Consider the following 20,952-nt stretch of genomic DNA (forward strand, 5'->3'; position numbering starts at 1 on the left):
GAGTTTTGATAGGAAATTTAAGAGTATGAGCACTATCGAAGAACGCGTTAAGAAAATTATCGGCGAACAGCTGGGCGTTAAGCAGGAAGAAGTTACCAACAATGCTTCCTTCGTTGAAGACCTGGGCGCAGATTCTCTTGACACCGTTGAGCTGGTAATGGCTCTGGAAGAAGAGTTTGATACTGAGATTCCGGACGAAGAAGCTGAGAAAATCACTACCGTTCAGGCTGCCATTGATTACATCAACGGCCACCAGGCGTAAGTGAACATCTCCAGGCGGTCATTCGACCGCCTGAGTTTTATCTTTTTATCCCACTTGAATTATTTTCCCTCCCTGGAGGACAACCGTGTCTAAGCGTCGTGTAGTTGTGACCGGACTGGGCATGTTGTCTCCTGTCGGCAATACCGTAGAGTCTACCTGGAAAGCTCTCCTTGCCGGTCAGAGTGGCATCAGCCTGATCGACCATTTCGATACTAGCGCCTATGCAACGAAATTTGCTGGCTTAGTAAAGGATTTTAACTGTGAAGACATTATCTCGCGCAAAGAACAGCGCAAGATGGATGCCTTCATTCAATATGGAATTGTCGCTGGCGTTCAGGCCATGCAGGATTCTGGCCTCGAAATTACGGAAGAGAACGCTCACCGTATTGGCGCCGCTATTGGCTCTGGTATTGGCGGTCTCGGTCTGATCGAAGAAAACCATACCTCTTTGGTAAACGGTGGACCGCGTAAGATCAGCCCGTTCTTCGTTCCGTCGACGATTGTTAACATGGTGGCAGGTCACCTGACCATCATGTACGGCCTGCAAGGGCCAAGCATCTCCATCGCGACCGCCTGTACTTCAGGCGTACATAACATCGGTCATGCCGCACGTATCATTGCATACGGTGATGCAGACGCGATGGTTGCGGGTGGTGCTGAAAAAGCCAGTACACCGCTTGGCGTGGGTGGTTTTGGCGCGGCACGCGCGCTGTCTACGCGTAATGATAACCCGCAAGCGGCAAGCCGCCCGTGGGATAAAGAGCGTGATGGCTTCGTGTTGGGCGACGGCGCAGGCATGGTGGTACTGGAAGAGTACGAGCATGCGAAAGCGCGCGGCGCGAAAATCTATGCTGAAGTCGTTGGTTTTGGCATGAGCAGCGATGCTTACCACATGACGTCACCACCGGAAAACGGTGCAGGCGCTGCGCTGGCAATGGTCAATGCACTACGCGATGCGGCTATCGAAGCGGGTCAGATCGGCTATGTCAACGCGCATGGTACGTCTACGCCTGCAGGCGATAAAGCTGAAACCCAGGCAGTGAAATCTGTCTTTGGCGATGCGGCGAGCCGTGTGATGGTAAGCTCAACCAAATCCATGACCGGTCACCTGTTAGGCGCTGCGGGCGCGGTAGAGTCTATTTTCTCTATCCTGGCGCTGCGCGACCAGGCTATTCCGCCAACCATCAACCTGGATAACCCGGATGAAGGTTGTGACCTGGACTTCGTTCCTCACGAAGCGCGTCAGGTGAGTGGTTTGGAATATACTCTGTGTAACTCCTTCGGCTTCGGTGGTACCAACGGTTCTTTGATCTTTAAAAAGATTTAAGTCTCGTCAGGTGATGCGTTAGCATCGAAATAAAACTGAAAAGGTCCGCTTGTCGGGCCTTTTTTTATTCGGTTTTTCACCCTTGTCCTGTGTTACTCATCCTGCCAAACTAGCGGACCAGATATAAGGAGCCTCCATGTTCTTAATTAATGGCTGCGAGCAAAATCTGCTGGCCGTAAGCGATCGAGCGACCCAATTTGGCGATGGTTGTTTTACTACCGCGCGAATTATCGACGGCGAAATTTGCCTCTTTGCAGCGCATCTTGCGCGTTTACAAGACGCTTGCCAAAAGTTGCTGATCGCTTTTGAACAGTGGTCAGAACTGCAAGATGAAATGAAAATGCTGGCTCAAGGACACGCGCGTGGTGTATTGAAAGTCATTATTAGCCGCGGTAGCGGCGGTCGGGGATACAGCGGCGCAAATTGTCACAACGCCACCCGTATTCTCTCTGTTTCAGCCTGGCCCGAACATTACGATCGTTGGCGCCATGAAGGGATTACGCTGGCGTTAAGCCCAGTGCGTCTGGGGCGTAACCCTATGCTTGCCGGACTTAAGCATCTGAATCGCCTGGAGCAGGTATTGATTCGCTCTCATCTTGAGCAGACGGATGCCGATGAAGCGCTAGTTCTTGACAGCGAGGGATGGGTTACGGAATGCTGTGCGGCTAATTTGTTCTGGCGTAAAGGTAATGTGGTTTACACTCCCCGGTTGGATCAGGCCGGAGTGAACGGCATTATGCGACAATTCTGTATCCGTATGCTGGCACAATCACCGTTCAGTCTTGTCGAAGTGTATGCCGGGTTGGAGGAGATTATGCAAGCCGATGAAATCGTCGTCTGTAACGCATTAATGCCGGTTATTCCCGTGCGTACCTGTGGCGACACGATGTTGTCTTCACGTTTGTTATTCGATTTTTTAGCCCCACTTTGTGAGCACCCGAATTAGTCATGAAAAAACTGTTACTCGTTGTCCTGTTATTGCTGGTTGTGCTGGGCATTGCCGCGGGCGTAGGCATGTGGAAAGTTCGCCATCTGGCGGACAGTAAGTTATTGATTAAAGAAGAGACTATTTTTACGCTGAAAGCGGGTACAGGCCGCCTGGCTCTCGGTGAACAACTGTATGCGGATAAGATTATCAATCGTCCGCGTGTCTTCCAGTGGCTGCTGCGTGTGGAGCCTGACCTGTCGCATTTTAAGGCGGGTACCTATCGCCTGACGCCCGACATGACGGTGCGAGAAATGCTGCTATTGCTGGAAAGCGGTAAAGAGGCCCAGTTCCCGTTACGTCTGGTGGAAGGGATGCGCCTGAGTGATTACCTCAAACAACTGCGCGATGCGCCCTATATCAAACATACGCTGAGCGACGATAACTACGAGACTGTCGCTCAGGCGCTGAAGCTGGAAAACCCGCAGTGGGTGGAAGGTTGGTTCTGGCCCGATACCTGGATGTATACCGCGAATACGACCGACGTAGCACTGCTAAAACGTGCGCATCAAAAGATGGTTAAAGCGGTGGATACCGTCTGGGAAGGGCGCGCTGATGGCTTGCCTTATCAGGATAAAAATCAGCTAGTGACAATGGCCTCGATTATTGAAAAAGAAACTGCGGTTGCCAGCGAGCGCGACCAGGTGGCCTCGGTCTTTATTAACCGCTTACGTATTGGCATGCGTTTACAAACCGATCCGACGGTGATTTACGGCATGGGGACACGGTATAATGGCAAATTGTCGCGTGTGGATTTAGAAACGCCAACCGCCTATAACACCTACACCATAACCGGGCTGCCGCCTGGCCCGATTGCCATGCCGGGAGAGGCCTCATTGCAGGCTGCCGCACATCCGGCAAAAACGCCGTATCTCTATTTCGTGGCAGATGGTAAAGGCGGCCACACATTTAACACCAATCTTGTCAGCCATAACCGGTCAGTACAGGATTACCTGAAAGTGCTTAAGGAAAAAAATGGGCAGTAACTATATCGTCATCGAGGGCCTGGAAGGCGCCGGAAAAACCACTGCGCGTAATGTGGTGGTAGAGACACTTGAGCAACTCGGTATTCGTGACATGGTTTTTACCCGCGAGCCTGGTGGAACGCAGCTCGCTGAGAAACTAAGAAGTCTGGTGCTGGACATTAAGTCGGTAGGCGACGAGGTCATTACCGACAAAGCCGAAGTCCTGATGTTTTACGCCGCGCGCGTACAGTTGGTCGAAACCGTTATTAAACCTGCGCTGGCGAGAGGCGCATGGGTCATTGGCGATCGTCACGACCTGTCGACCCAGGCGTATCAGGGCGGTGGCCGCGGTATAGATCAAAACATGCTGGCAACGCTGCGTGATGCGGTACTCGGAGATTTTCGCCCGGACCTGACGCTCTATCTGGATGTCACTCCAGAAGTCGGATTGAAGCGTGCGCGTGCGCGTGGCGAACTGGACCGTATTGAACAGGAATCTTTCGATTTCTTTAATCGTACCCGAGCGCGCTATCTTGAACTGGCTGCCAAAGATGCCAGCATTCGTACGATTGACGCTACGCAGCCGCTGGAGGCTGTGATGGCTGATATTCGCAATACCATTACTCAGTGGGTGAAGGAGCAGGGCGCATGAAATGGTTCCCATGGTTACGACCTGATTTTGAAAAACTGGTAGCGAGCTACCAGACGGGTCGTGGTCACCATGCGTTACTGATTCAGGCGTTACCCGGCATGGGCGACGATGCGCTGATTTACGCGCTCAGTCGCTATTTAATGTGTCAGCAGCCGGAAGGACATAAAAGCTGCGGACACTGCCGCGGCTGTCAGCTGATGCAGGCGGGGACCCATCCGGACTACTATTCGCTGCTGCCGGAAAAAGGCAAAAGCACGCTGGGCGTTGATGCGGTACGTGAAGTCAGTGAGAAACTGTACGAGCATTCACGCCTGGGCGGGGCGAAAGTGGTGTGGATCCCGGATGCCGCCCAGTTAACTGATGCCGCCGCTAATGCGTTACTGAAAACGCTGGAAGAGCCTCCGGCGCAGACCTGGTTCTTCCTCGCCAGTCGCGAACCTGCGCGTTTATTGGCCACGCTGCGTAGCCGCTGTCGGTTACATCACCTTGCACCACCGGCAGAGTCATACGCTATCTCCTGGCTTACCCGTGAAGTGACGGCGTCACCGGAAGCATTGTTGAGCGCATTACGTCTGAGTGCGGGGTCGCCTGGCGCGGCATTAACGTTGCTACAGGCTGAAAGCTGGACGCACCGCACAGATTTCCTCGCCGCGCTGGCGAACACCCTGCAATCAGGCGACTGGTATATCCTGTTAGCGGCGCTCAACCACGATCAGGCTGCCGCTCGTTTACACTGGCTGGCCACGCTGTTGACGGATGCCTTAAAGCGTTCTTATGGGATTTCCCATTTAACCAATCCTGATGCTCAGGATCTCATCTCTTCTATCGCCGAGCGGTTATCCGTCGCCCAGATACAGGCGATACTCGGTGATGTTTGTCATTGTCGTCAGCAGTTGCTGAACGTGACGGGCATAAACCGTGAACTGGTATTAACCGATCTTATTCTCCGTATTGAGCATTACCTGCAACCAGGCACCGTACTGCCTGTTCCTCATCTTTGAGAGAGACATTATGTTTTTAGTCGACTCACACTGCCATCTTGATGGCCTGGATTATCAATCTCTGCATAAGGACGTGGATGACGTGTTGGCGAAAGCGGCCGCACGCGATGTGAAATTTTGTCTTGCCGTCGCAACCACCCTGCCGGGATACCGCAGTATGCGTGAACTGGTTGGCCAACGTGACAACGTGGTTTTCTCCTGCGGTGTGCATCCGTTAAATCAGGCTGAAACTTATGATGTTGAAGACCTGCGTCGTTTTGCCGCCGAAGACGGTGTGGTAGCGATGGGAGAAACCGGGCTGGATTATTTTTACACGCCGGAAACGAAGGTGCGCCAGCAGGAATCTTTCATCCACCATATTCAGATTGGCCGCGAGTTACAGAAACCGGTTATCGTGCATACCCGTGATGCCCGAGCCGATACATTATCAATTCTGCGCGAAGAAAAGGTGACGGATTGCGGCGGCGTACTACACTGTTTTACAGAGGACAGAGAAACGGCGGGCAAATTGCTGGATCTCGGCTTTTATATCTCGTTTTCCGGCATCGTCACGTTCCGTAATGCTGACCAACTGCGTGATGCTGCCCGTTATGTTCCTCTGGATCGTTTGTTAGTTGAGACGGATTCTCCGTACCTTGCGCCGGTGCCGCATCGTGGAAAAGAGAACCAACCTGCCATGACGCGTGACGTTGCGGAGTATATGGCCGTAGTGAAAGGTGTTGCCGTGGAAGAACTGGCGCAGGCAACCACTGATAACTTTGCCCGCCTGTTTCACATCGATGCTTCTCGCCTGCAATCAGTCCGTTAACTGACTTTTTTTAAAGCTCGTAATTAATAACTAAAGCGAGTAAAGTTCACCGCCACAAAATGGGCGGTGAATAACCAGTTAGACACATTCAGAAACTCATTTTATCGGAATGTGCGAATTTTGCGGCCATTCACAACTGAATTGTGATAGCCGTCAAACAAATACAGACTGAATTATTTTACTCTGTGTAATAAATAAAGAGCACTTAGATGCTCTGTCCACGGCGAGGCTCTCCCCCCTTGCCAATGCGTGAGAACGTAGAATACACAAAATCATTCAAGCGGCATCAAGGCGGCAAGTGAGTGAATGACAGGAGCTTACTCGAGTAAGTGACTGGAGTGAATGAGCGCAGCCAACGCTGAGGCGGTTTGAAGGATGAAGTGTATAAGCACAAATACTCAGGAGCACTCCTAATTATGTTTAAGAATGCATTTGCTAACCTGCAAAAGGTCGGTAAATCGCTGATGCTGCCGGTATCCGTACTCCCGATTGCAGGTATCCTGCTGGGTGTCGGTTCCGCTAACTTCAGCTGGCTGCCAGCCGTTGTATCGCACGTAATGGCAGAAGCAGGCGGTTCTGTTTTTGCGAACATGCCGCTGATCTTTGCCATCGGTGTTGCGTTAGGCTTCACCAACAATGACGGCGTATCTGCACTGGCATCCGTTGTTGCCTACGGCATCATGGTTAAAACCATGGCTGTTGTTGCGCCGCTGGTTCTGCATTTACCTGCTGAAGAGATCGCCGCTAAACACCTTGCTGATACGGGTGTTCTCGGGGGGATTATCTCCGGTGCGATTGCAGCGTATATGTTCAACCGTTTCTACCGTATCAAATTGCCTGAGTATCTCGGCTTCTTTGCGGGTAAGCGCTTCGTTCCTATTATTTCTGGTCTGGCTGCCATCTTCACAGGCGTGGTTCTGTCCTTCATTTGGCCGCCGATCGGTACTGCTATTCAGACGTTCTCCCAGTGGGCTGCATACCAGAACCCGGTAGTGGCGTTCGGTATCTATGGCTTCATTGAACGCTGCCTGGTGCCGTTTGGTCTGCACCATATCTGGAACGTTCCTTTCCAGATGCAGATCGGTGAGTACACCAACGCTGCAGGCCAGGTGTTCCACGGCGATATCCCTCGCTATATGGCGGGCGACCCGACTGCGGGCAAACTGTCCGGTGGTTTCCTGTTCAAAATGTATGGTCTGCCGGCTGCCGCTATCGCTATCTGGCACTCTGCTAAACCAGAAAACCGCGCGAAAGTGGGCGGTATTATGATCTCCGCGGCGCTGACCTCGTTCCTGACCGGTATTACCGAGCCGATCGAGTTCTCCTTCATGTTCGTGGCGCCGATCCTGTACATCATCCACGCGATTCTGGCTGGTCTGGCATTCCCGATCTGTATCCTGCTGGGTATGCGTGACGGGACATCGTTCTCTCACGGTCTGATCGACTTTATCGTTCTGTCCGGTAACAGCAGCAAACTGTGGCTGTTCCCGATTGTCGGTATCGGTTATGCGATTGTTTACTACACCATCTTCCGTGTGCTGATCAAAGCGCTGGACCTGAAAACGCCAGGTCGTGAAGATGCGACCGAAGACAGCAAAGCGGGTGCGTCCGGCGAAATGGCTCCGGCTCTGGTTGCTGCATTCGGTGGTAAAGAAAACATCACTAACCTCGATGCGTGCATTACTCGTCTGCGCGTTAGCGTGGCTGACGTTGCCAAAGTGGATCAGGCTGGCCTGAAGAAACTGGGTGCGGCGGGCGTCGTGGTTGCTGGTTCCGGTGTTCAGGCGATCTTCGGTACCAAGTCCGATAACCTGAAAACTGAAATGGATGAGTACATCCGTAACAGCTAAGCAGTAAGACGTTGGGGAGAACTAAGGCAGCCTGCGGGCTGCCTTTTTTATTGTCTTAATTGGCCTGAACGCGAATAGGCGCAGTGGCGGCGAACAGCCATGGACGGGCTTCTGCGTTTACGCGTGGGGACAATGTCTCTCTGACCTGCTGGTGATAATCATCAATCCACTGTTTCTCAGCATCGCTCAGCAGATGCAGTTCCACAAGGTTCAAATCAATCGGCACCAGCGTCAGCGTTGAGAAACGGCAGAAGCCCGGACGGCTGTTGATAATCTCCACCTGATTCTCAATGCGGATCCCATATTGCCCGGCCAGATAATAACCCGGTTCGATGGTGATGATATTGCCCGCCACCAGAGGCCAGGGGTTAACTTTTTTGGCAATGCGATGAGGTTGTTCATGGATAAGCAACTGATGGCCTACGCCGTGCCCGGTTCCATGATCAAAATCCAGTCCCAAATCCCACAACGCCCGCCGACTAAAGGCATCCAGTTGATGGCCCTGAGTACCGCTGGGGAACTGCAGTGAAATAAGTGACAAGAAGCCTTTCAACACGGCGGTGTAGTGCAAGCGTCGCTGCGGATCCTGTGGGCCAAATGCCAGGGTGCGCGTCGTATCCGTTGTACCATTATGATACTGACCACCGGAATCATTCAGGTACATGGCCTGCGAGGTAATTGGCGTATTGGTTTTTTCGCTGGAGTGGTAATGACACATCGCCGCATTGCTGGCAGAGGCTGAAATCGTGCTGAAACTCTGCTCGATAAATCCCGGCTGCTGCTGGCGAAACTCCAGCTGTTTAGCCTGCGCTTCCAGTTCGGTGATTGGATTGCCCGCCGCTTCGCGTAAAGGGACCTCATGCGCCAGCCATGCGAGGAAGTTAACCCAGGCTGCGCCATCCTGTTCATGGCATTCCCGATAGCCTGCCAGTTCAATGTCATTTTTGTGCGCTTTCATTAACGTAATAGGGTCGGGGGCCCACAGGATGTGGCCGCCATGTTCTTCTATGGCAAAACGCAATGCCACCGGAGCGTAGTCTTTATCGACCAGAAAGCGCTTCCCATTTGCCAACTGCTGACAGCGAGCCAGGAAGCTCTCTTGCGGGGCCAGCGTAAGCGTATCCAACAGCGATGCGGGGAGTTGCTGTGTTTTATTGCTATCGACAAACCATTCCAGTTCGCCGCTGCGATGGAGCAGGGCAAATGAGAACGGCACCGGAACCATAGCAAGATCCGAACCACGGACATTAAGCAGCCAGGCAATGTTGTCCGGCAGCGTAATCGCCAGCACATCGGCCTGATGTTGAGTGAGCTGCTCCACGACGCGGGCACGTTTCTGTGCGCTGCTCTCACCGCTGATGTCGAGGGGCATTTCGCGAATGATGCCGCAAGGCGCTGCCGGACGATCTAACCATACCTGGTCGAAGGGATCTTGCTCCAGAGGTACCAGCTCGCAGTGGGTAGCCGACAGCGCTTCAAACTGGCTGTTAACCATCAGCAGCGGCTCAAAGCCGATACGTGTACCCGCTGCAATGTGAGACTGCAAATAGTCTGCCAGCGGTTCGTCGTGTAAATGGTGAATTTCAAAATCATCCAGCGAGACTTCATTGCGTACCTGGACCTGATAGCGCCCATCGACAAATATTAATGCGCGGTCGCGCAGGACCAGCGCGAGTCCCGCTGAGCCGCTAAAACCAGTCAGCCAGGCCAACTTATTATCATGCGGCGTACAATCTTCACTTTGGTGAGCGTCGGCGCGCGGGACAATCATACCATCCAGCCCCTGCGCTATCAGCAGGTTACGCAGGGCGGAAAGAGGGGTTGAGTTGTGCATAGTTACCTCAGGCCTTAACGGAACGGCGGTTCGTTGAACGTACGTAATTTACGGGAGTGCAGTCGATCGCCTTCGGCGCGAAGACGATCGATAGCCCGGATACCTATTTGCAGATGCTCGGAAATGGCGCCTTCATAAAAACGGTTGGCCTGACCGGGTAGTTTAATCTCGCCGTGCAGCGGTTTGTCGGAAACGCAAAGCAATGTGCCGTAGGGGACGCGGAAGCGGTAGCCCTGGGCGGCGATAGTGGCGCTTTCCATATCGATAGCTACCGCACGGCTGAGGTTAAAGCGCAGCGCAGAGGCGGAGTAACGTAATTCCCAGTTTCGATCGTCGGTGGTGACAACGGTACCGGTACGCAGGCGCTGTTTGACCTCTTCGCCGGGCATGCCGCTGACCTCTTTGGTCGCGTCATACAGCGCGCGTTGCACTTCAGCGATGCTCGGAATCGGAATATCCGGTGGGAGTACAGCATCCAGCACGTGGTCATCACGCAAATAAGCGTGGGCCAGAACATAATCGCCAATTGCCTGACTTTCACGCAGGCCGCCACAGTGCCCAATCATCAGCCAGACATCAGGGCGCAATACGGCGAGATGATCGCAAATAGTTTTGGCGTTAGACGGGCCGACGCCGATATTCACCAGCGTGATCCCCTGACCATCAGCGGTAATTAAATGCCAGGCGGGCATCTGGTGTTTCTTCCAGGCGAGATCGGAGATGGCTTCTTCTGGCGCTTCGGTTTCGGCGGTGATCCAGATCCCGCCCGCGCATGATAGCGCGATATACGGACTGTCCGGGTCGAGGATCTGGCTGCAGCCCCAGCGTACGAACTCATCGACATAGCGGGTGTAGTTGGTGAACAGCACAAAGGGCTGGAAATGTTCAACCGGCGTGCCCGTGTAATGACGCAGTCGCGCCAGCGAAAAATCCACGCGTCGGGCATCGAAGTGAGACAGCGGAGAAAATTCCGCCGGATGAAAAATCCCGTCCGCCGTTTCGTCACCAATCTGCGACAATTCAGTGGTGGGGAAATGACGCGTTAATCCGGCGCTCATCGAGCGATCCAACGTCAGTTCTGAACCGTCAATCACATAGGGATAGGGGATTTCATGCTGCGATGGCTCAACGGAGATATGCGCATCATAATCCTGATACAGCAGCGTGAGCTGTTCTTCAAGATAAGGACGAAAGAGCGACGGACGGGTAATGGTGGTGGTATAGCAACCCGCATGGGTAAAACGGCCATAGGCGCGCGTTTTTGGCGGATTAGTGGCGCTGCCATCCCAGGTGACACGAAGTGACGGGTAGACAAAAAGACCGTTCTGGCGGGCGATTATGTCAGGGAGCGTCCCTGTTTCAATATACTTACCAATGGCGCTACGCAGTGATTTAACCGACTGTTCGTACAGCGCGTCCAGTTTATCCAGTGCCTGAGCCGGGGTCAGGCTGGCGCCCTTATTGTTCATGTCTGTCTCCTTGTTCCACAGATATACCGCTCTCCCGATAGTATGTCACAGGAATGTGAAACAAAAGTCAGACGTTAAGGAAGATGGTGCGAAGACCGGACGGCCCTCGCACCAGGGGTTTAACCGTGCTGCTTATCCCGCATCAACAGCGCGGTAGTGGCGGAGATAAGACAACCCGCCACCAGATAAATAGCTACGCTGTGCCAGTCTCCGCCTGAAAATGTTACCAGTGCCGCCGCAATAAAGGGGGTAAAACCGCCGCCAACCACGCTGGCCACCTGATAACCAACGCCTGCGCCGCTATAGCGATAGCTTGCGCCAAATAAACCGGTAAACATAGGCTGCTGCACGCAGACCACCATATCGTGTGCAATGTTGGCCAGCATAATCGCGAAGAACACGATCCAAAAAATAGACTGGGCCTCCAGCGCCATAAAGAATGGGAAGGCGCTTAGCGTCCCGACCAGTGCCCCGGTAATGTAGACGCGACGACGACCAAAGCGGTCGGCAAGCCACGCAAAGCAGGGGATGGTCAGACAGCTCAGCCCGCCGACCAGCAATCCGATATTCAGAAACAGCTCGCGTGGCAGGCCGAGGTTTTGTGTCGAGTAGTTAAGAGCAAATGCGGTGACGATATACATCGTCAGCAGTTCACACAGGCGCAGGGCGATAATTTTTAAGAATGCGCCCGGATGTCGGATTAAAGCCTCAATGACCGGAAGCCGCTTTTTCTCGGGCTGTGGCGCCTGTTGCTGCTGTTCGAACTCGGCCGATTCATCCATTCTGTTACGCATCCACAACGCGCCTAATACCAGCACGATGCTGAACAAGAACGGAATACGCCAGCCCCAACTGAGGAACTGCTCATCGGTAGTTTGAGAGCTAATCAGCGAGACCAGGCCGGTAGAAAGCAGCAGACCGACGCCGTACCCGACCTGTACACCGCTGCTATAAAAGGCTTTTTTATTTTTCGGCGCGCTTTCGACGGAGAGCAACGCGGCTCCGCCCCATTCACCACCCACGGCGAAGCCCTGAATGGCGCGCAGCGTCACCAGTAGAACAGGGGCCCACCAGCCAATGGTGTCAAAGGAAGGAATAATGCCAATCAGCGCCGTGGCGATCCCCATCATCCAGACGGTGAGCATCAGCATACGTTTACGCCCAAGACGATCGCCGAAGTGGCCGAAGATGACCCCGCCTAGCGGGCGGAACAGAAATCCGACGCCAAAGGTAGCGAAGGCGGCAAGTGTTCCCATCGCCGGACTGACCTGCGGAAAGAACTCGCGGTTAAAGACTAACGCAGCGGTGATGCCATAGAGCAGAAAATCATACCAGTCGACCACGGCGCCCGCGAAGCTACCAAGCGCAGCGCGTCGGGCACGGTTGAGCGAAGAGGCGTCCTGTTGGGGACCCGTGGAGGTGAGGGTGGAATCCATAGTTATCCTGTCTGTACTGTCTTTTAATTATTAGTATTTGAGTTGGGTTACACACATTGCAGCCGATAGATTACCGGACGTTATGAGATTACCGCGACAGACATGAAGAGGAAACGATTATATCCCTCGCAGAGGGCAACATGAATAATTAGACGAATGAGAAAATTGAAAAGCAAAAAGCCTGCTCGAAAGCAGGCTTTTCTGAATTTGGCTCCTCTGACTGGACTCGAACCAGTGACATACGGATTAACAGTCCGCCGTTCTACCGACTGAACTACAGAGGAATCGTGTGAACGAGGCGCATATTAGCGAGGGTGATGAGGGTTGTCAAAGGACGAAATGCAATTGTGCGTTCGTTTGCTGACAAAATCAGCAAAGCGGCGAACTTTCCGCCTTTTTATGCTTTTGCCCCATTCTGGTGCGTATCTACCTTTTCCAGGGCAGCCACAGTCATCTGTATAAGCGTACAAAAAATGTCGTTCTTCACTTTGCTCCTTACCTGACGCGGCGTCAGCGTAAAACGCCGCTGCAGACGAAACTGGCAAGTATTTTGCAATCCTGAATCACATGACTGCCAGCACGGGTTCTGGTATTCCGACAGGAGGCAAAATGAACTTCAGACGACTGAAATATTTCGTAAAAATCGTCGATATTGGTAGCCTGACCCAGGCAGCGGAAGTGTTGCACATCGCGCAACCCGCGCTGAGCCAGCAGGTCGCCACGCTGGAAGGCGAACTGGATCAGCAATTGCTGATTCGTACCAAGCGCGGCGTCACGCCCACGGAAGCGGGGAAAGTGCTGTATACCCACGCCCGAACAATTTTACGTCAGTGTGAACAGGCGCAACTTGCGGTCAATAATGTTGGTCAGACTCTGAGTGGTCAGGTTTCTATTGGCCTGGCACCGGGTACGGCGGCATCATCCATCACTATGCCACTGTTACAAACAGTACGTGCCGAACTGCCCGATGTACTGGTCTATTTGCATGAAAACAGTGGGGCAGTGCTAAATGACAAGCTTCTCAGCGGACAATTAGACATGGCTGTGCTCTATGAGCGCTCGCCCGTGGCGGGCATAAGTTGTCAGCCGTTGCTGAAGGAGGATCTTTTCCTGGTGGGGACGCGTGATTGTCCAGGCCAAAGCGTCGATTTAGCCGCAGTGGCGCAGATGAATCTGTTTTTGCCGCGGGATTACAGTGCGGTGCGTTTGCGGGTGGATGAGGCTTTTTCGCTACGTCGCTTAACGGCCAAAGTCATTGGTGAAATCGAGTCTATCTCGACCTTAACGGCTGCCATTGCCAGCGGTATGGGCGTCACTGTGTTACCCGAATCGGCAGCCCGCGCACTGTGCAATGCAGCACATGGCTGGATGGCGCGGATTACCACCCCATCAATGAATCTGCCGCTCTCATTGAATGTGTCGGCCATGGGGAGCTTGTCGCCACAAGCGCAGGCAGTCAAGGAGATCCTGTTGTCGCTGGTTAGCCGACCGATGCTGGAAAACCGTGAGCTGCAGCTGGTGAGCTAAAGCTTATTCCCAAGAGGAATAAGATGCAGGTTTTTATTATTTGTTATGCCGGGCATCAGACTTTAACAATAGCGTAATGTCTGATGTGCCCGGAGCGAAAAGTGAATTTCCAGCAACTTAAAATAATCCGCGAGGCGGCCCGTCAGGATTACAACCTGACGGAAGTCGCGAATATATTGTATACCTCGCAGTCGGGTGTCAGCCGACATATTCGTGAACTTGAAGATGAACTTGGCATCGAAATATTTATTCGTCGCGGGAAACGCCTGCTGGGCATGACCGAACCCGGTAAGGCCTTACTGGGCATTGCCGAACGTATTCTGAATGAGGCCAGCAACGTCCGCCGTCTGGCGGATCTGTTTACCAATGACACGTCAGGTGTTCTGACGATAGCCACCACGCATACCCAGGCGCGCTATAGCCTGCCCGCAGTGATTAAAGCTTTTCGTGAGCTTTTCCCGGAAGTGCGTCTGGAACTGATTCAGGGCACGCCACAGGAGATCGAAGCGTTGTTGCAAAATGGCGGAGCAGATATTGGGATTGCCAGTGAACGTCTGAGTAGCGATCCACTGCTGGTGGCTTTTCCCTGGTTTCGTTGGCACCACAGTCTGCTCGTTCCGCACGACCATCCACTCGTCAAGACATCGCCTTTAACGCTGGAATCCATCGCCCATTGGCCGTTAATTACTTATCGACAGGGAATTACGGGACGTTCGCGTATTGATGAAGCGTTTGCCCGAAAAGGGTTAGTGCCGGATATCATACTCAGCGCCCAGGATTCGGATGTGATTAAAACTTATGTGGCGTTGGGACTGGGTATTGGGCTGGTGGCAGAGCAATCCAGTGGCGAGCAGGAGGAGGGCAGTTTGACCCGTCTGGATACCCGGCATTTATTTGATGCCAACACCGTCTGGCTGGGGTTGAAACGAGGACAACTACAGCGCAACTATGTCTGGCGATTTATCGAGCTATGCAACGCAGGGTTATCCGTGGATGAAATCAAACGCCAGGCAATGGAGCCGGATGAAACGGTGATTGATTATCAGATATAAAGCGGGCTTTTCAATATCAATTACGTTGCCACTGGCGCTCTTTTGAGTGCGCCAGTCTTCCACTGACTCTGCGGCCTGCATTGCGCCGTTGTCGGTAGCGAAAAATTAAGCCTCGGTAATAAATGAGACAAAGCGATTAAGCACCCGGCTGACTTCTCGGTTTTTAAGCCATATCATCATAGTGTTCACGTTACCTATCTGTGGGGTAATCGTATGGCTACGGATAGGGAAATTATGTTCATACTGTCTGACTACGCTCTCTGGCAACAGGGCAATCCCCATTCCGGCACTCACGCAGCCAAGGATCGCCTGAAAAGAGCCGAACTCCAGGGGATCGGCATAATCGACTCCCTGCAGCCGCAGCCATTGTCCCAGACGGGAGCGATAGTTACACCCCTTAACAAAGACCAGCGGTCTTGTCACTTTGAGGTCCGCGCCGGTAATGACATTCCGGTGCTCTGCCGCCGTCACCAGTACCAGCGTTTCCTGACATAAAATGTGCAATTGCAGAGGCGAATTTTCCGTGTGCAGTGCCTGATGATCGGCAACGAAAGCGATTTCCAGTTCATTGTTCAGGATGTGCTGCACCAGTACCTCCGTGGGGGAGGTTTTCAGGTTTAGCTCAACGGAAGGCATTTCGCGGTGGAAATTCGCCAGTATCGAGGGCAGACGTACCGCTGCGGTCGTTTCCATTGCGCCGATGCGTAACGGTCCCGCCACTTTTGTTCCATGCATGGACAATTCCGCTTCGTGTAACAGGGCCAGAATTTTGTTGGCATAGCGAAGAAGAAGCTCGCCTTCAGGGGTGATGTAGAGACGATTTTTCTCACGGACAAACAGAGATACGTCAAGGCTGGCTTCCAGCTGTTTGAGACGGGTTGTGACATTCGATGAAACGCAGTGCAGACTACGCGCAGCAGCAGATATGGAACCCGTTTCCGCAACCGTTTTAAACAAGTTAAGCGAGGTACTGTTCATAGAAGGCATTACCTAAAGTGAATGTTTTCGTCATTTTTATTAACTTTTTATTATCATTTCCTTATGTAAGATAACAATCAAACTTAATTCGTCTTTTGAGGCCAAAAAATGGATATCGATCACAGTGCTGTTGGCCATCGTCAGCTGAGTACTGCTGTATTTGGTATGATCGTCTTGACCTTAGGAATGGGAATTGGGCGTTTTTTATATACCCCTATGCTTCCCGTTATGCTTCATGAAGGGCTTTTTACCTTTTCGCAATTATCCTTAATTGCCAGCGCAAACTATGCAGGTTACCTCGTCGGCAGTCTCCTTTTCTCCTTTGGTATTTTCAACGCAGTCAATAAGTTAAGAATGCTGTTACTGGCTTCAGCGTTACTCACAGCCCTGCTGATTTTTTTGATGGCACAAGTGACTCAGCCTGAAATTATTCTGTTAATCAGATTCCTTGCGGGTGTGGCAAGCGCGGGAATGATGATATTTGGTTCAATGCTGGTGCTCCAGCATACCCATAATCCTTTTGTTATCGCCTCACTGTTTTCAGGCGTAGGAATAGGCATTTTTATCGGTAATGAATATGTCATTGCTGGCGTGTCTTACGCGTTAGATTCACACTTGTTGTGGATTGGTGCTTCCATACTTTCAACGATATTTTTCGTCATCCTGGTAATTTTATTGCCGAAAGATAAGCATATGATCCCGCCGGTAAAAGCAGTCGTAAGTGCGGAACCTGAAATCCAGTGGTGGAATTTAGCCTTACTGTATGGTCTGGCCGGATTCGGCTATATCATTGTCGCTACATATTTACCGTTAATGGCCAGGGGGGTTGGCAACACCTTTTTAGCCGACCATATCTGGTCCATTGTCGGTCTTGCCGTTATTCCTGGATGCTATGGCTGGTTATGGGCCGCGCGTAAGTGGAATATATTATCCTGCCTAAGTGTTAACTTAATTGTTCAGGCGATTTGCGTAGTCATGGCCATATTTATTAACTCACCACTGCTACTAACCATTAGCTGTATTGGTTTTGGCGGCACATTCATGGGGACAAGTTCTTTGGTCATGCCGCTGGCAAGAAAAATAAGGGCACCAAAAAAGATTAACCTTCTTGGCCTCGTTACGCTGACTTATGGGGTCGGGCAGATCGTCGGTCCATTAATTGTCAGTGCCTTCCAGAGCAATAAAAATGGAATGACCTATTCCATATTATTGGGTGCAGCCTCGTTATTTATCGCAGCAGGGATTAGCTATTTACAATACAGTAAAGTTAAATATTCAGACAGTTGGAGCAAAGAATGAAAAAAATGACAGTGGCTATACTGGGTATGGGACCGCGTGGTTTAAGTATTCTGGAAAGGATTTGTGCCCTGCATACAGAGTATGCGATTAATGAACATATGCAGATCATTATTATTGATAAAAATGCCATGGGTGTGGGAGCGCATAGTTTGTCTCAGCCCGACCATTTATTAGTTAATACTGTTGCCTGTCAAATAACATTGTTTGGTGATGCGACCGTAAAAAATGCCGGCCCTTTTCGCCCGGGTCCATGTTTTCATCAATGGGCTAACAATCAGGGTTATCGCAAAGTGGGTGATCGCTATATAAAAAGCGAAACAGGTTTAGCTATTGATGCAAATGATTACTTGCCTCGTCGCTTATTGGGAGAATATTTAAATTGGGCGTATGAGAGAATACTAAAAAATCTGCCAGCCAGTCTGACGGTAACGCAAGTAAATCAGCAGGCAACTAATCTTTTTATTCAGCAAGATAAACGATCAGCCATTGTTTTAGAAGATAATCAGAGGATTGTTGCTGACTTTGTTTATCTGACAACCGGCCATGGCGACAATATGAAAACGTTGGAAGATCATTATGTCGAAAAATTTATTGCCAGCAGCAATAAGCAAAATGAACTGCTGGAATATTATTCCACGCCTTATCCGGTTGATAGGTTAAATAATATTCACTCCCGAGCTAAGGTTATCGTCCAGGGCATTGGGTTGACAGCTTATGATGTTATTTCCCAATTAACGCTGGGACGTGGTGGACGGTTTGTGACAGACAATGGGATGCTTCGCTATCACCCTAGTGGCAATGAACCTGATATTTTTATTTATTCCAGACAGGCTCTGCCTTTCAGCAGTCGCGGCATGAATCAAAAAGGTATTTCCGGTCAATACCGACCACGATTCTTAACTTCAGCCGCAATTAATGAATTTCGTGTCCAGAATTTAATCCATAATGCCACATCAAAAATAAATTTCATCGAACAAATTTTCCCGTTGCTGCATAAAGAAATGTGCTACGTCTATCGATCTACCCTGGAGGGGAAGTGGCAGGAACCCACGACATATGTTGCTGATGTGCATGATGCCGCGGTTATCGATAGCATACTTTATCCTCATCGCAATCAGGAACATGCCTCCCTGGAAGAATATAGCCAATGGTTTATTGATTTTTTACGCGATGACTTGCATGAGTCTGACAAAGGCAACGTCAAGGGCCCAGTGAAAGCGGCGACCGACATTATTCGTGACGTAAGAGATATTTTGCGAGGGGCTATCGATAATTGCGGACTTGACGCGAAATCGCATCAATACTTCATTGAGCAGATCAATCCTGTCTTTAATCGTATTGCTGTAGGTCCGCCGAAACTGCGTAATGAACAACTGTTGGCATTAATGCATGCCAACATAGTTCGTCTGGCAGGAGGAAAGGATCCCCGGTTAATGATGAATGAATATGAGGGTAAGTTCGAGGTTCATTCTGAATTTAAAGATGAGAGTAGCGTAGTGAAAGCTGATGTGTTGATAAAAGCCAAAATTGCTAACTTTTCGCCGTTGCACGACGTTTCAACGTTGATGAGGAATATGACTATCAACGGCATTGTGCGTCCCTTTATGAACGATGGTTATCATCCAGGCGGGCTGGATATTGATATCAATCAGCATCCGATTAACTGCCTTGGGGAAACGCAAGAATCGATTTGGGTGTTAGGCAATCCAGCGGAAGGGGCTAATTTTTACACTTACGTATTGCCCCGACCCCTTGTCAATTCGAGGTTCCTGGTCGATGCCGGGCGCTGTGTAACCGATATGTATCAACAATTGCACCATCGCAATGTTCAGCATGAGGTTGTCATTAATGCAGACTGAGCAAATCCAGACGCACGGTAATCTCTGGCAAAATCTGCAATCCTCAATGATTGTGATCTCATTGGGTGTTTTCCTTGCATCCTGTGTGCTTGCCGGTAAATATCCCGTGATGTCTGCTTTTGCACTCGTTGCGTCAATATTGTATATCCTGTCAACTTTTCCATTCTGGTGGAAAAAATCATCGGCAAGAAGTGGGATCCTCATTTTTATCGCTTCGATGATTTTTCTACTGACAGCAAACAAGAGTGGGGAACTTAACCTCCTCGCTGTTTTTGTACGATATTCAGACGTCATGCTCTTGCTGGTGGGGATTGCATTACTCCGGCAGGTGATGAACGCGATAAATTTTAACGCTGCGCTGGGGGCATATTTACTGCAGAAAAAACCGTCTCGAGTCACATTGTCTATAACGTTGCTGACCGCTTTTTTAACCTGGCCAATGAGCCTTGGGGCCATTCCACTCCTGCTTGATAGCCTGAAAAAAGTGGTTCAACCGAAGTTTAACCTGGCGAAGATTGTCACTCGTACGGTATGTATCACGATGGTTTTAATGCCGACGACTATTGGTGCGGCGGCGGTATGGGCAGCTATGCCGGATATCCCTCATGTTCCGGCGATGCTGGTCGGCATTCCCCTGTTTTTATTCAGTATCCTGTTAAACCAGAAATCGCGTGTCCAACTGGTTGCCGAAGATAGTCATACGGTTTCTGACCGCGGCAATATGACCTCGATTCTTGCTTTTATCGGCTTGTTTTGGGGAAGCTTTATTCTATCGTTGAGCGTGCTGGGGTTGAATCCTTTGCAGAGCATCACTTTCACGGCGGTTGTTCTTTTTATCGTCAGCCATTTTGCGAATCGCAAAAAGCAGTGGGCGCAACAACTGTCTGAATCTGCTCAGGGGATCTCCGGCGAAGTGGTATTACTCCTGGCATGTAGCCTGTTAACATCGGTATGTATGATGTTGTTTGCAAACATCCCGCAAGGCATTACAGCGTTTGTTAGCGGTCTTACAACTTTTCAGTGCTATGCCATTATTTTATTTGTTCTGCCCTTGCCTGGTATCCTCGGTATTCATCCCCTAATTATATTTAGCGTGTCGTGGTCGATTTTTTCCGACTATCTTTCCGGCAGCGTGGTGGATTATCAGATTTGGATTTGCCTTTTTATTGCTACGCAACTGCTATCTCCGGTATCGATAAACGCAATTTTTGCTGCCAACAGCCTTAATGTTTCTCCCGGCAGAACCAGTTTCCAGATGCATTATGGTTATGTTCTGCTGTTTAACCTGTTTGCGCTTAGCTACCTCGGCGCATTATCCACAATCATTTAGTTTACAGGAGTTGTTATGCCCTACGTAAATATTAAGATCACTAAAGAAGGTGTGACCGATAAACAAAAGAAACAGCTGATGGAAGGTGCGACTCAGCTACTGGTGGATGTGCTTAATAAAAACCCTGCTACAACCATTGTGGTGATTGACGAAGTCGATACCGATAACTGGGGGATTGGCGGCGTACCGGTGACCGAGTTGCGTAAAAAAAGTCAGTAATAGTGAATGTGATGGCGGGGAACGTGCGTTCCTCGCCTGATATCCGCAGTCATCGTATTTTGCCTGGATGCAGGTAATGATATTGGCCCTTGCCGGTGT

18 protein-coding genes and 1 tRNA gene are annotated in these 20,952 nt (G+C 51.0%); 14 read left to right on the forward strand and 5 right to left on the reverse strand.

The window, feature by feature from the left end; genetic code table 11:
- Positions 1–25: 25 nt before the first annotated feature.
- From acpP to ptsG, 8 genes are all read left to right on the forward strand, one after another.
- Positions 26–262 carry an acyl carrier protein gene (gene acpP, locus FDW97_RS19850; protein ID WP_000103754.1) on the forward strand — a complete coding sequence of 79 codons (237 nt, stop codon included), beginning with the start codon at positions 26–28 and terminating at the stop codon, positions 260–262.
- A gap of 85 nt (positions 263–347) precedes the next feature.
- On the forward strand, positions 348–1,589 hold the full coding sequence (gene fabF, locus FDW97_RS19855) for a beta-ketoacyl-ACP synthase II (RefSeq protein WP_038639753.1): 1,242 nt from the start codon (positions 348–350) through the stop codon (positions 1,587–1,589).
- A gap of 136 nt (positions 1,590–1,725) precedes the next feature.
- Positions 1,726–2,535, forward strand: coding sequence for an aminodeoxychorismate lyase (pabC, locus tag FDW97_RS19860; RefSeq protein ID WP_069323326.1), 810 nt, complete (start codon positions 1,726–1,728; stop codon positions 2,533–2,535).
- 2 nt (positions 2,536–2,537) lie between these two features.
- Positions 2,538–3,560 (forward strand): cell division protein YceG, encoded by a 1,023-nt coding sequence (gene yceG / locus FDW97_RS19865; RefSeq protein ID WP_137351523.1) that lies wholly within the window; start codon positions 2,538–2,540, stop codon positions 3,558–3,560.
- Positions 3,550–4,191, forward strand: a complete 642-nt coding sequence (gene tmk, locus FDW97_RS19870) for a dTMP kinase (protein WP_038639762.1) — start codon at positions 3,550–3,552, stop codon at positions 4,189–4,191. The genes yceG and tmk overlap by 11 nt, the downstream gene beginning before the upstream one ends.
- Entirely contained in the window at positions 4,188–5,192 is a 1,005-nt protein-coding gene (gene holB / locus FDW97_RS19875; RefSeq protein WP_087857781.1) for a DNA polymerase III subunit delta', read from the forward strand. Before tmk ends, holB begins: the two co-directional genes overlap by 4 nt.
- A gap of 10 nt (positions 5,193–5,202) precedes the next feature.
- Positions 5,203–6,000, forward strand: coding sequence for a metal-dependent hydrolase (locus FDW97_RS19880; RefSeq protein ID WP_087857780.1), 798 nt, complete (start codon positions 5,203–5,205; stop codon positions 5,998–6,000).
- 416 nt (positions 6,001–6,416) lie between these two features.
- Positions 6,417–7,850 carry a PTS glucose transporter subunit IIBC gene (gene ptsG / locus FDW97_RS19885; RefSeq protein ID WP_003036277.1) on the forward strand — a complete coding sequence of 478 codons (1,434 nt, stop codon included), beginning with the start codon at positions 6,417–6,419 and terminating at the stop codon, positions 7,848–7,850.
- A 55-nt stretch (positions 7,851–7,905) separates the two neighbouring features.
- Here ptsG and FDW97_RS19890 read toward each other — a convergent pair whose 3' ends face one another.
- The 4 genes from FDW97_RS19890 to FDW97_RS19905 form a co-directional block, all read right to left on the reverse strand.
- A complete protein-coding gene (locus FDW97_RS19890) occupies positions 7,906–9,684 on the reverse strand; it encodes an aminopeptidase P family protein (RefSeq protein WP_137351524.1) in 1,779 nt (592 codons plus the stop codon).
- A 14-nt stretch (positions 9,685–9,698) separates the two neighbouring features.
- The gene (locus tag FDW97_RS19895) at positions 9,699–11,153 is read right to left on the reverse strand and encodes an AMP nucleosidase (protein WP_137351525.1); all 1,455 of its coding nucleotides are present in this window, start codon (positions 11,151–11,153) and stop codon (positions 9,699–9,701) included.
- A gap of 119 nt (positions 11,154–11,272) precedes the next feature.
- Positions 11,273–12,589 carry a shikimate transporter gene (gene shiA, locus FDW97_RS19900; RefSeq protein ID WP_137351526.1) on the reverse strand — a complete coding sequence of 439 codons (1,317 nt, stop codon included), beginning with the start codon at positions 12,587–12,589 and terminating at the stop codon, positions 11,273–11,275.
- A 208-nt stretch (positions 12,590–12,797) separates the two neighbouring features.
- A tRNA-Asn gene (locus FDW97_RS19905) sits at positions 12,798–12,873 on the reverse strand.
- 325 nt (positions 12,874–13,198) lie between these two features.
- Between FDW97_RS19905 and nac the strand changes: the two genes are divergently transcribed.
- Entirely contained in the window at positions 13,199–14,116 is a 918-nt protein-coding gene (gene nac / locus FDW97_RS19910; RefSeq protein WP_137351527.1) for a nitrogen assimilation transcriptional regulator NAC, read from the forward strand.
- A 101-nt stretch (positions 14,117–14,217) separates the two neighbouring features.
- Entirely contained in the window at positions 14,218–15,168 is a 951-nt protein-coding gene (gene cbl, locus FDW97_RS19915; protein WP_038639784.1) for an HTH-type transcriptional regulator Cbl, read from the forward strand.
- 105 nt (positions 15,169–15,273) lie between these two features.
- Here cbl and FDW97_RS19920 read toward each other — a convergent pair whose 3' ends face one another.
- Complete coding sequence (locus FDW97_RS19920) at positions 15,274–16,146, reverse strand: LysR family transcriptional regulator (protein WP_038639788.1); 873 nt, start codon at positions 16,144–16,146, stop codon at positions 15,274–15,276.
- A gap of 108 nt (positions 16,147–16,254) precedes the next feature.
- On the opposite strand from FDW97_RS19920, the gene FDW97_RS19925 reads away from it, so the two are divergent.
- The 4 genes from FDW97_RS19925 to FDW97_RS19940 are packed head-to-tail and all read left to right on the forward strand — an operon-like array spanning position 16,255 to position 20,853.
- Positions 16,255–17,445 carry an MFS transporter gene (locus FDW97_RS19925; protein ID WP_087857778.1) on the forward strand — a complete coding sequence of 397 codons (1,191 nt, stop codon included), beginning with the start codon at positions 16,255–16,257 and terminating at the stop codon, positions 17,443–17,445.
- On the forward strand, positions 17,442–19,304 hold the full coding sequence (locus FDW97_RS19930) for an FAD/NAD(P)-binding protein (RefSeq protein WP_085048515.1): 1,863 nt from the start codon (positions 17,442–17,444) through the stop codon (positions 19,302–19,304). The genes FDW97_RS19925 and FDW97_RS19930 overlap by 4 nt, the downstream gene beginning before the upstream one ends.
- Positions 19,294–20,634, forward strand: a complete 1,341-nt coding sequence (locus tag FDW97_RS19935; RefSeq protein ID WP_137351528.1) for a hypothetical protein — start codon at positions 19,294–19,296, stop codon at positions 20,632–20,634. The genes FDW97_RS19930 and FDW97_RS19935 overlap by 11 nt, the downstream gene beginning before the upstream one ends.
- A gap of 15 nt (positions 20,635–20,649) precedes the next feature.
- Positions 20,650–20,853 carry a 2-hydroxymuconate tautomerase family protein gene (locus tag FDW97_RS19940; RefSeq protein ID WP_038639801.1) on the forward strand — a complete coding sequence of 68 codons (204 nt, stop codon included), beginning with the start codon at positions 20,650–20,652 and terminating at the stop codon, positions 20,851–20,853.
- The last annotated feature ends 99 nt before the right edge of the window (positions 20,854–20,952 follow it).

Origin of the sequence: Citrobacter sp. wls708 (assembly GCF_005281255.1) — a bacterium.
Lineage (GTDB): Bacteria > Pseudomonadota > Gammaproteobacteria > Enterobacterales > Enterobacteriaceae > Citrobacter > Citrobacter werkmanii.

What these genes read in the sequence shown, in the direction of transcription:
- pabC (WP_069323326.1), top strand. Translation starts at nt 1,726, where the DNA reads ATGTTCTTAATTAATGGCTGCGAGCAAAATCTGCTGGCCGTAAGCGAT.
- nac (WP_137351527.1), top strand. Translation starts at nt 13,199, where the DNA reads ATGAACTTCAGACGACTGAAATATTTCGTAAAAATCGTCGATATTGGT.
- ptsG (WP_003036277.1), top strand. Translation starts at nt 6,417, where the DNA reads ATGTTTAAGAATGCATTTGCTAACCTGCAAAAGGTCGGTAAATCGCTG.
- FDW97_RS19930 (WP_085048515.1), top strand. Translation starts at nt 17,442, where the DNA reads ATGAAAAAAATGACAGTGGCTATACTGGGTATGGGACCGCGTGGTTTA.
- holB (WP_087857781.1), top strand. Translation starts at nt 4,188, where the DNA reads ATGAAATGGTTCCCATGGTTACGACCTGATTTTGAAAAACTGGTAGCG.
- acpP (WP_000103754.1), top strand. Translation starts at nt 26, where the DNA reads ATGAGCACTATCGAAGAACGCGTTAAGAAAATTATCGGCGAACAGCTG.
- FDW97_RS19935 (WP_137351528.1), top strand. Translation starts at nt 19,294, where the DNA reads ATGCAGACTGAGCAAATCCAGACGCACGGTAATCTCTGGCAAAATCTG.
- FDW97_RS19890 (WP_137351524.1), bottom strand. Translation starts at nt 9,684, where the DNA reads ATGCACAACTCAACCCCTCTTTCCGCCCTGCGTAACCTGCTGATAGCG.
- tmk (WP_038639762.1), top strand. Translation starts at nt 3,550, where the DNA reads ATGGGCAGTAACTATATCGTCATCGAGGGCCTGGAAGGCGCCGGAAAA.
- yceG (WP_137351523.1), top strand. Translation starts at nt 2,538, where the DNA reads ATGAAAAAACTGTTACTCGTTGTCCTGTTATTGCTGGTTGTGCTGGGC.
- FDW97_RS19920 (WP_038639788.1), bottom strand. Translation starts at nt 16,146, where the DNA reads ATGAACAGTACCTCGCTTAACTTGTTTAAAACGGTTGCGGAAACGGGT.
- FDW97_RS19880 (WP_087857780.1), top strand. Translation starts at nt 5,203, where the DNA reads ATGTTTTTAGTCGACTCACACTGCCATCTTGATGGCCTGGATTATCAA.
- shiA (WP_137351526.1), bottom strand. Translation starts at nt 12,589, where the DNA reads ATGGATTCCACCCTCACCTCCACGGGTCCCCAACAGGACGCCTCTTCG.
- FDW97_RS19895 (WP_137351525.1), bottom strand. Translation starts at nt 11,153, where the DNA reads ATGAACAATAAGGGCGCCAGCCTGACCCCGGCTCAGGCACTGGATAAA.
- FDW97_RS19925 (WP_087857778.1), top strand. Translation starts at nt 16,255, where the DNA reads ATGGATATCGATCACAGTGCTGTTGGCCATCGTCAGCTGAGTACTGCT.
- FDW97_RS19940 (WP_038639801.1), top strand. Translation starts at nt 20,650, where the DNA reads ATGCCCTACGTAAATATTAAGATCACTAAAGAAGGTGTGACCGATAAA.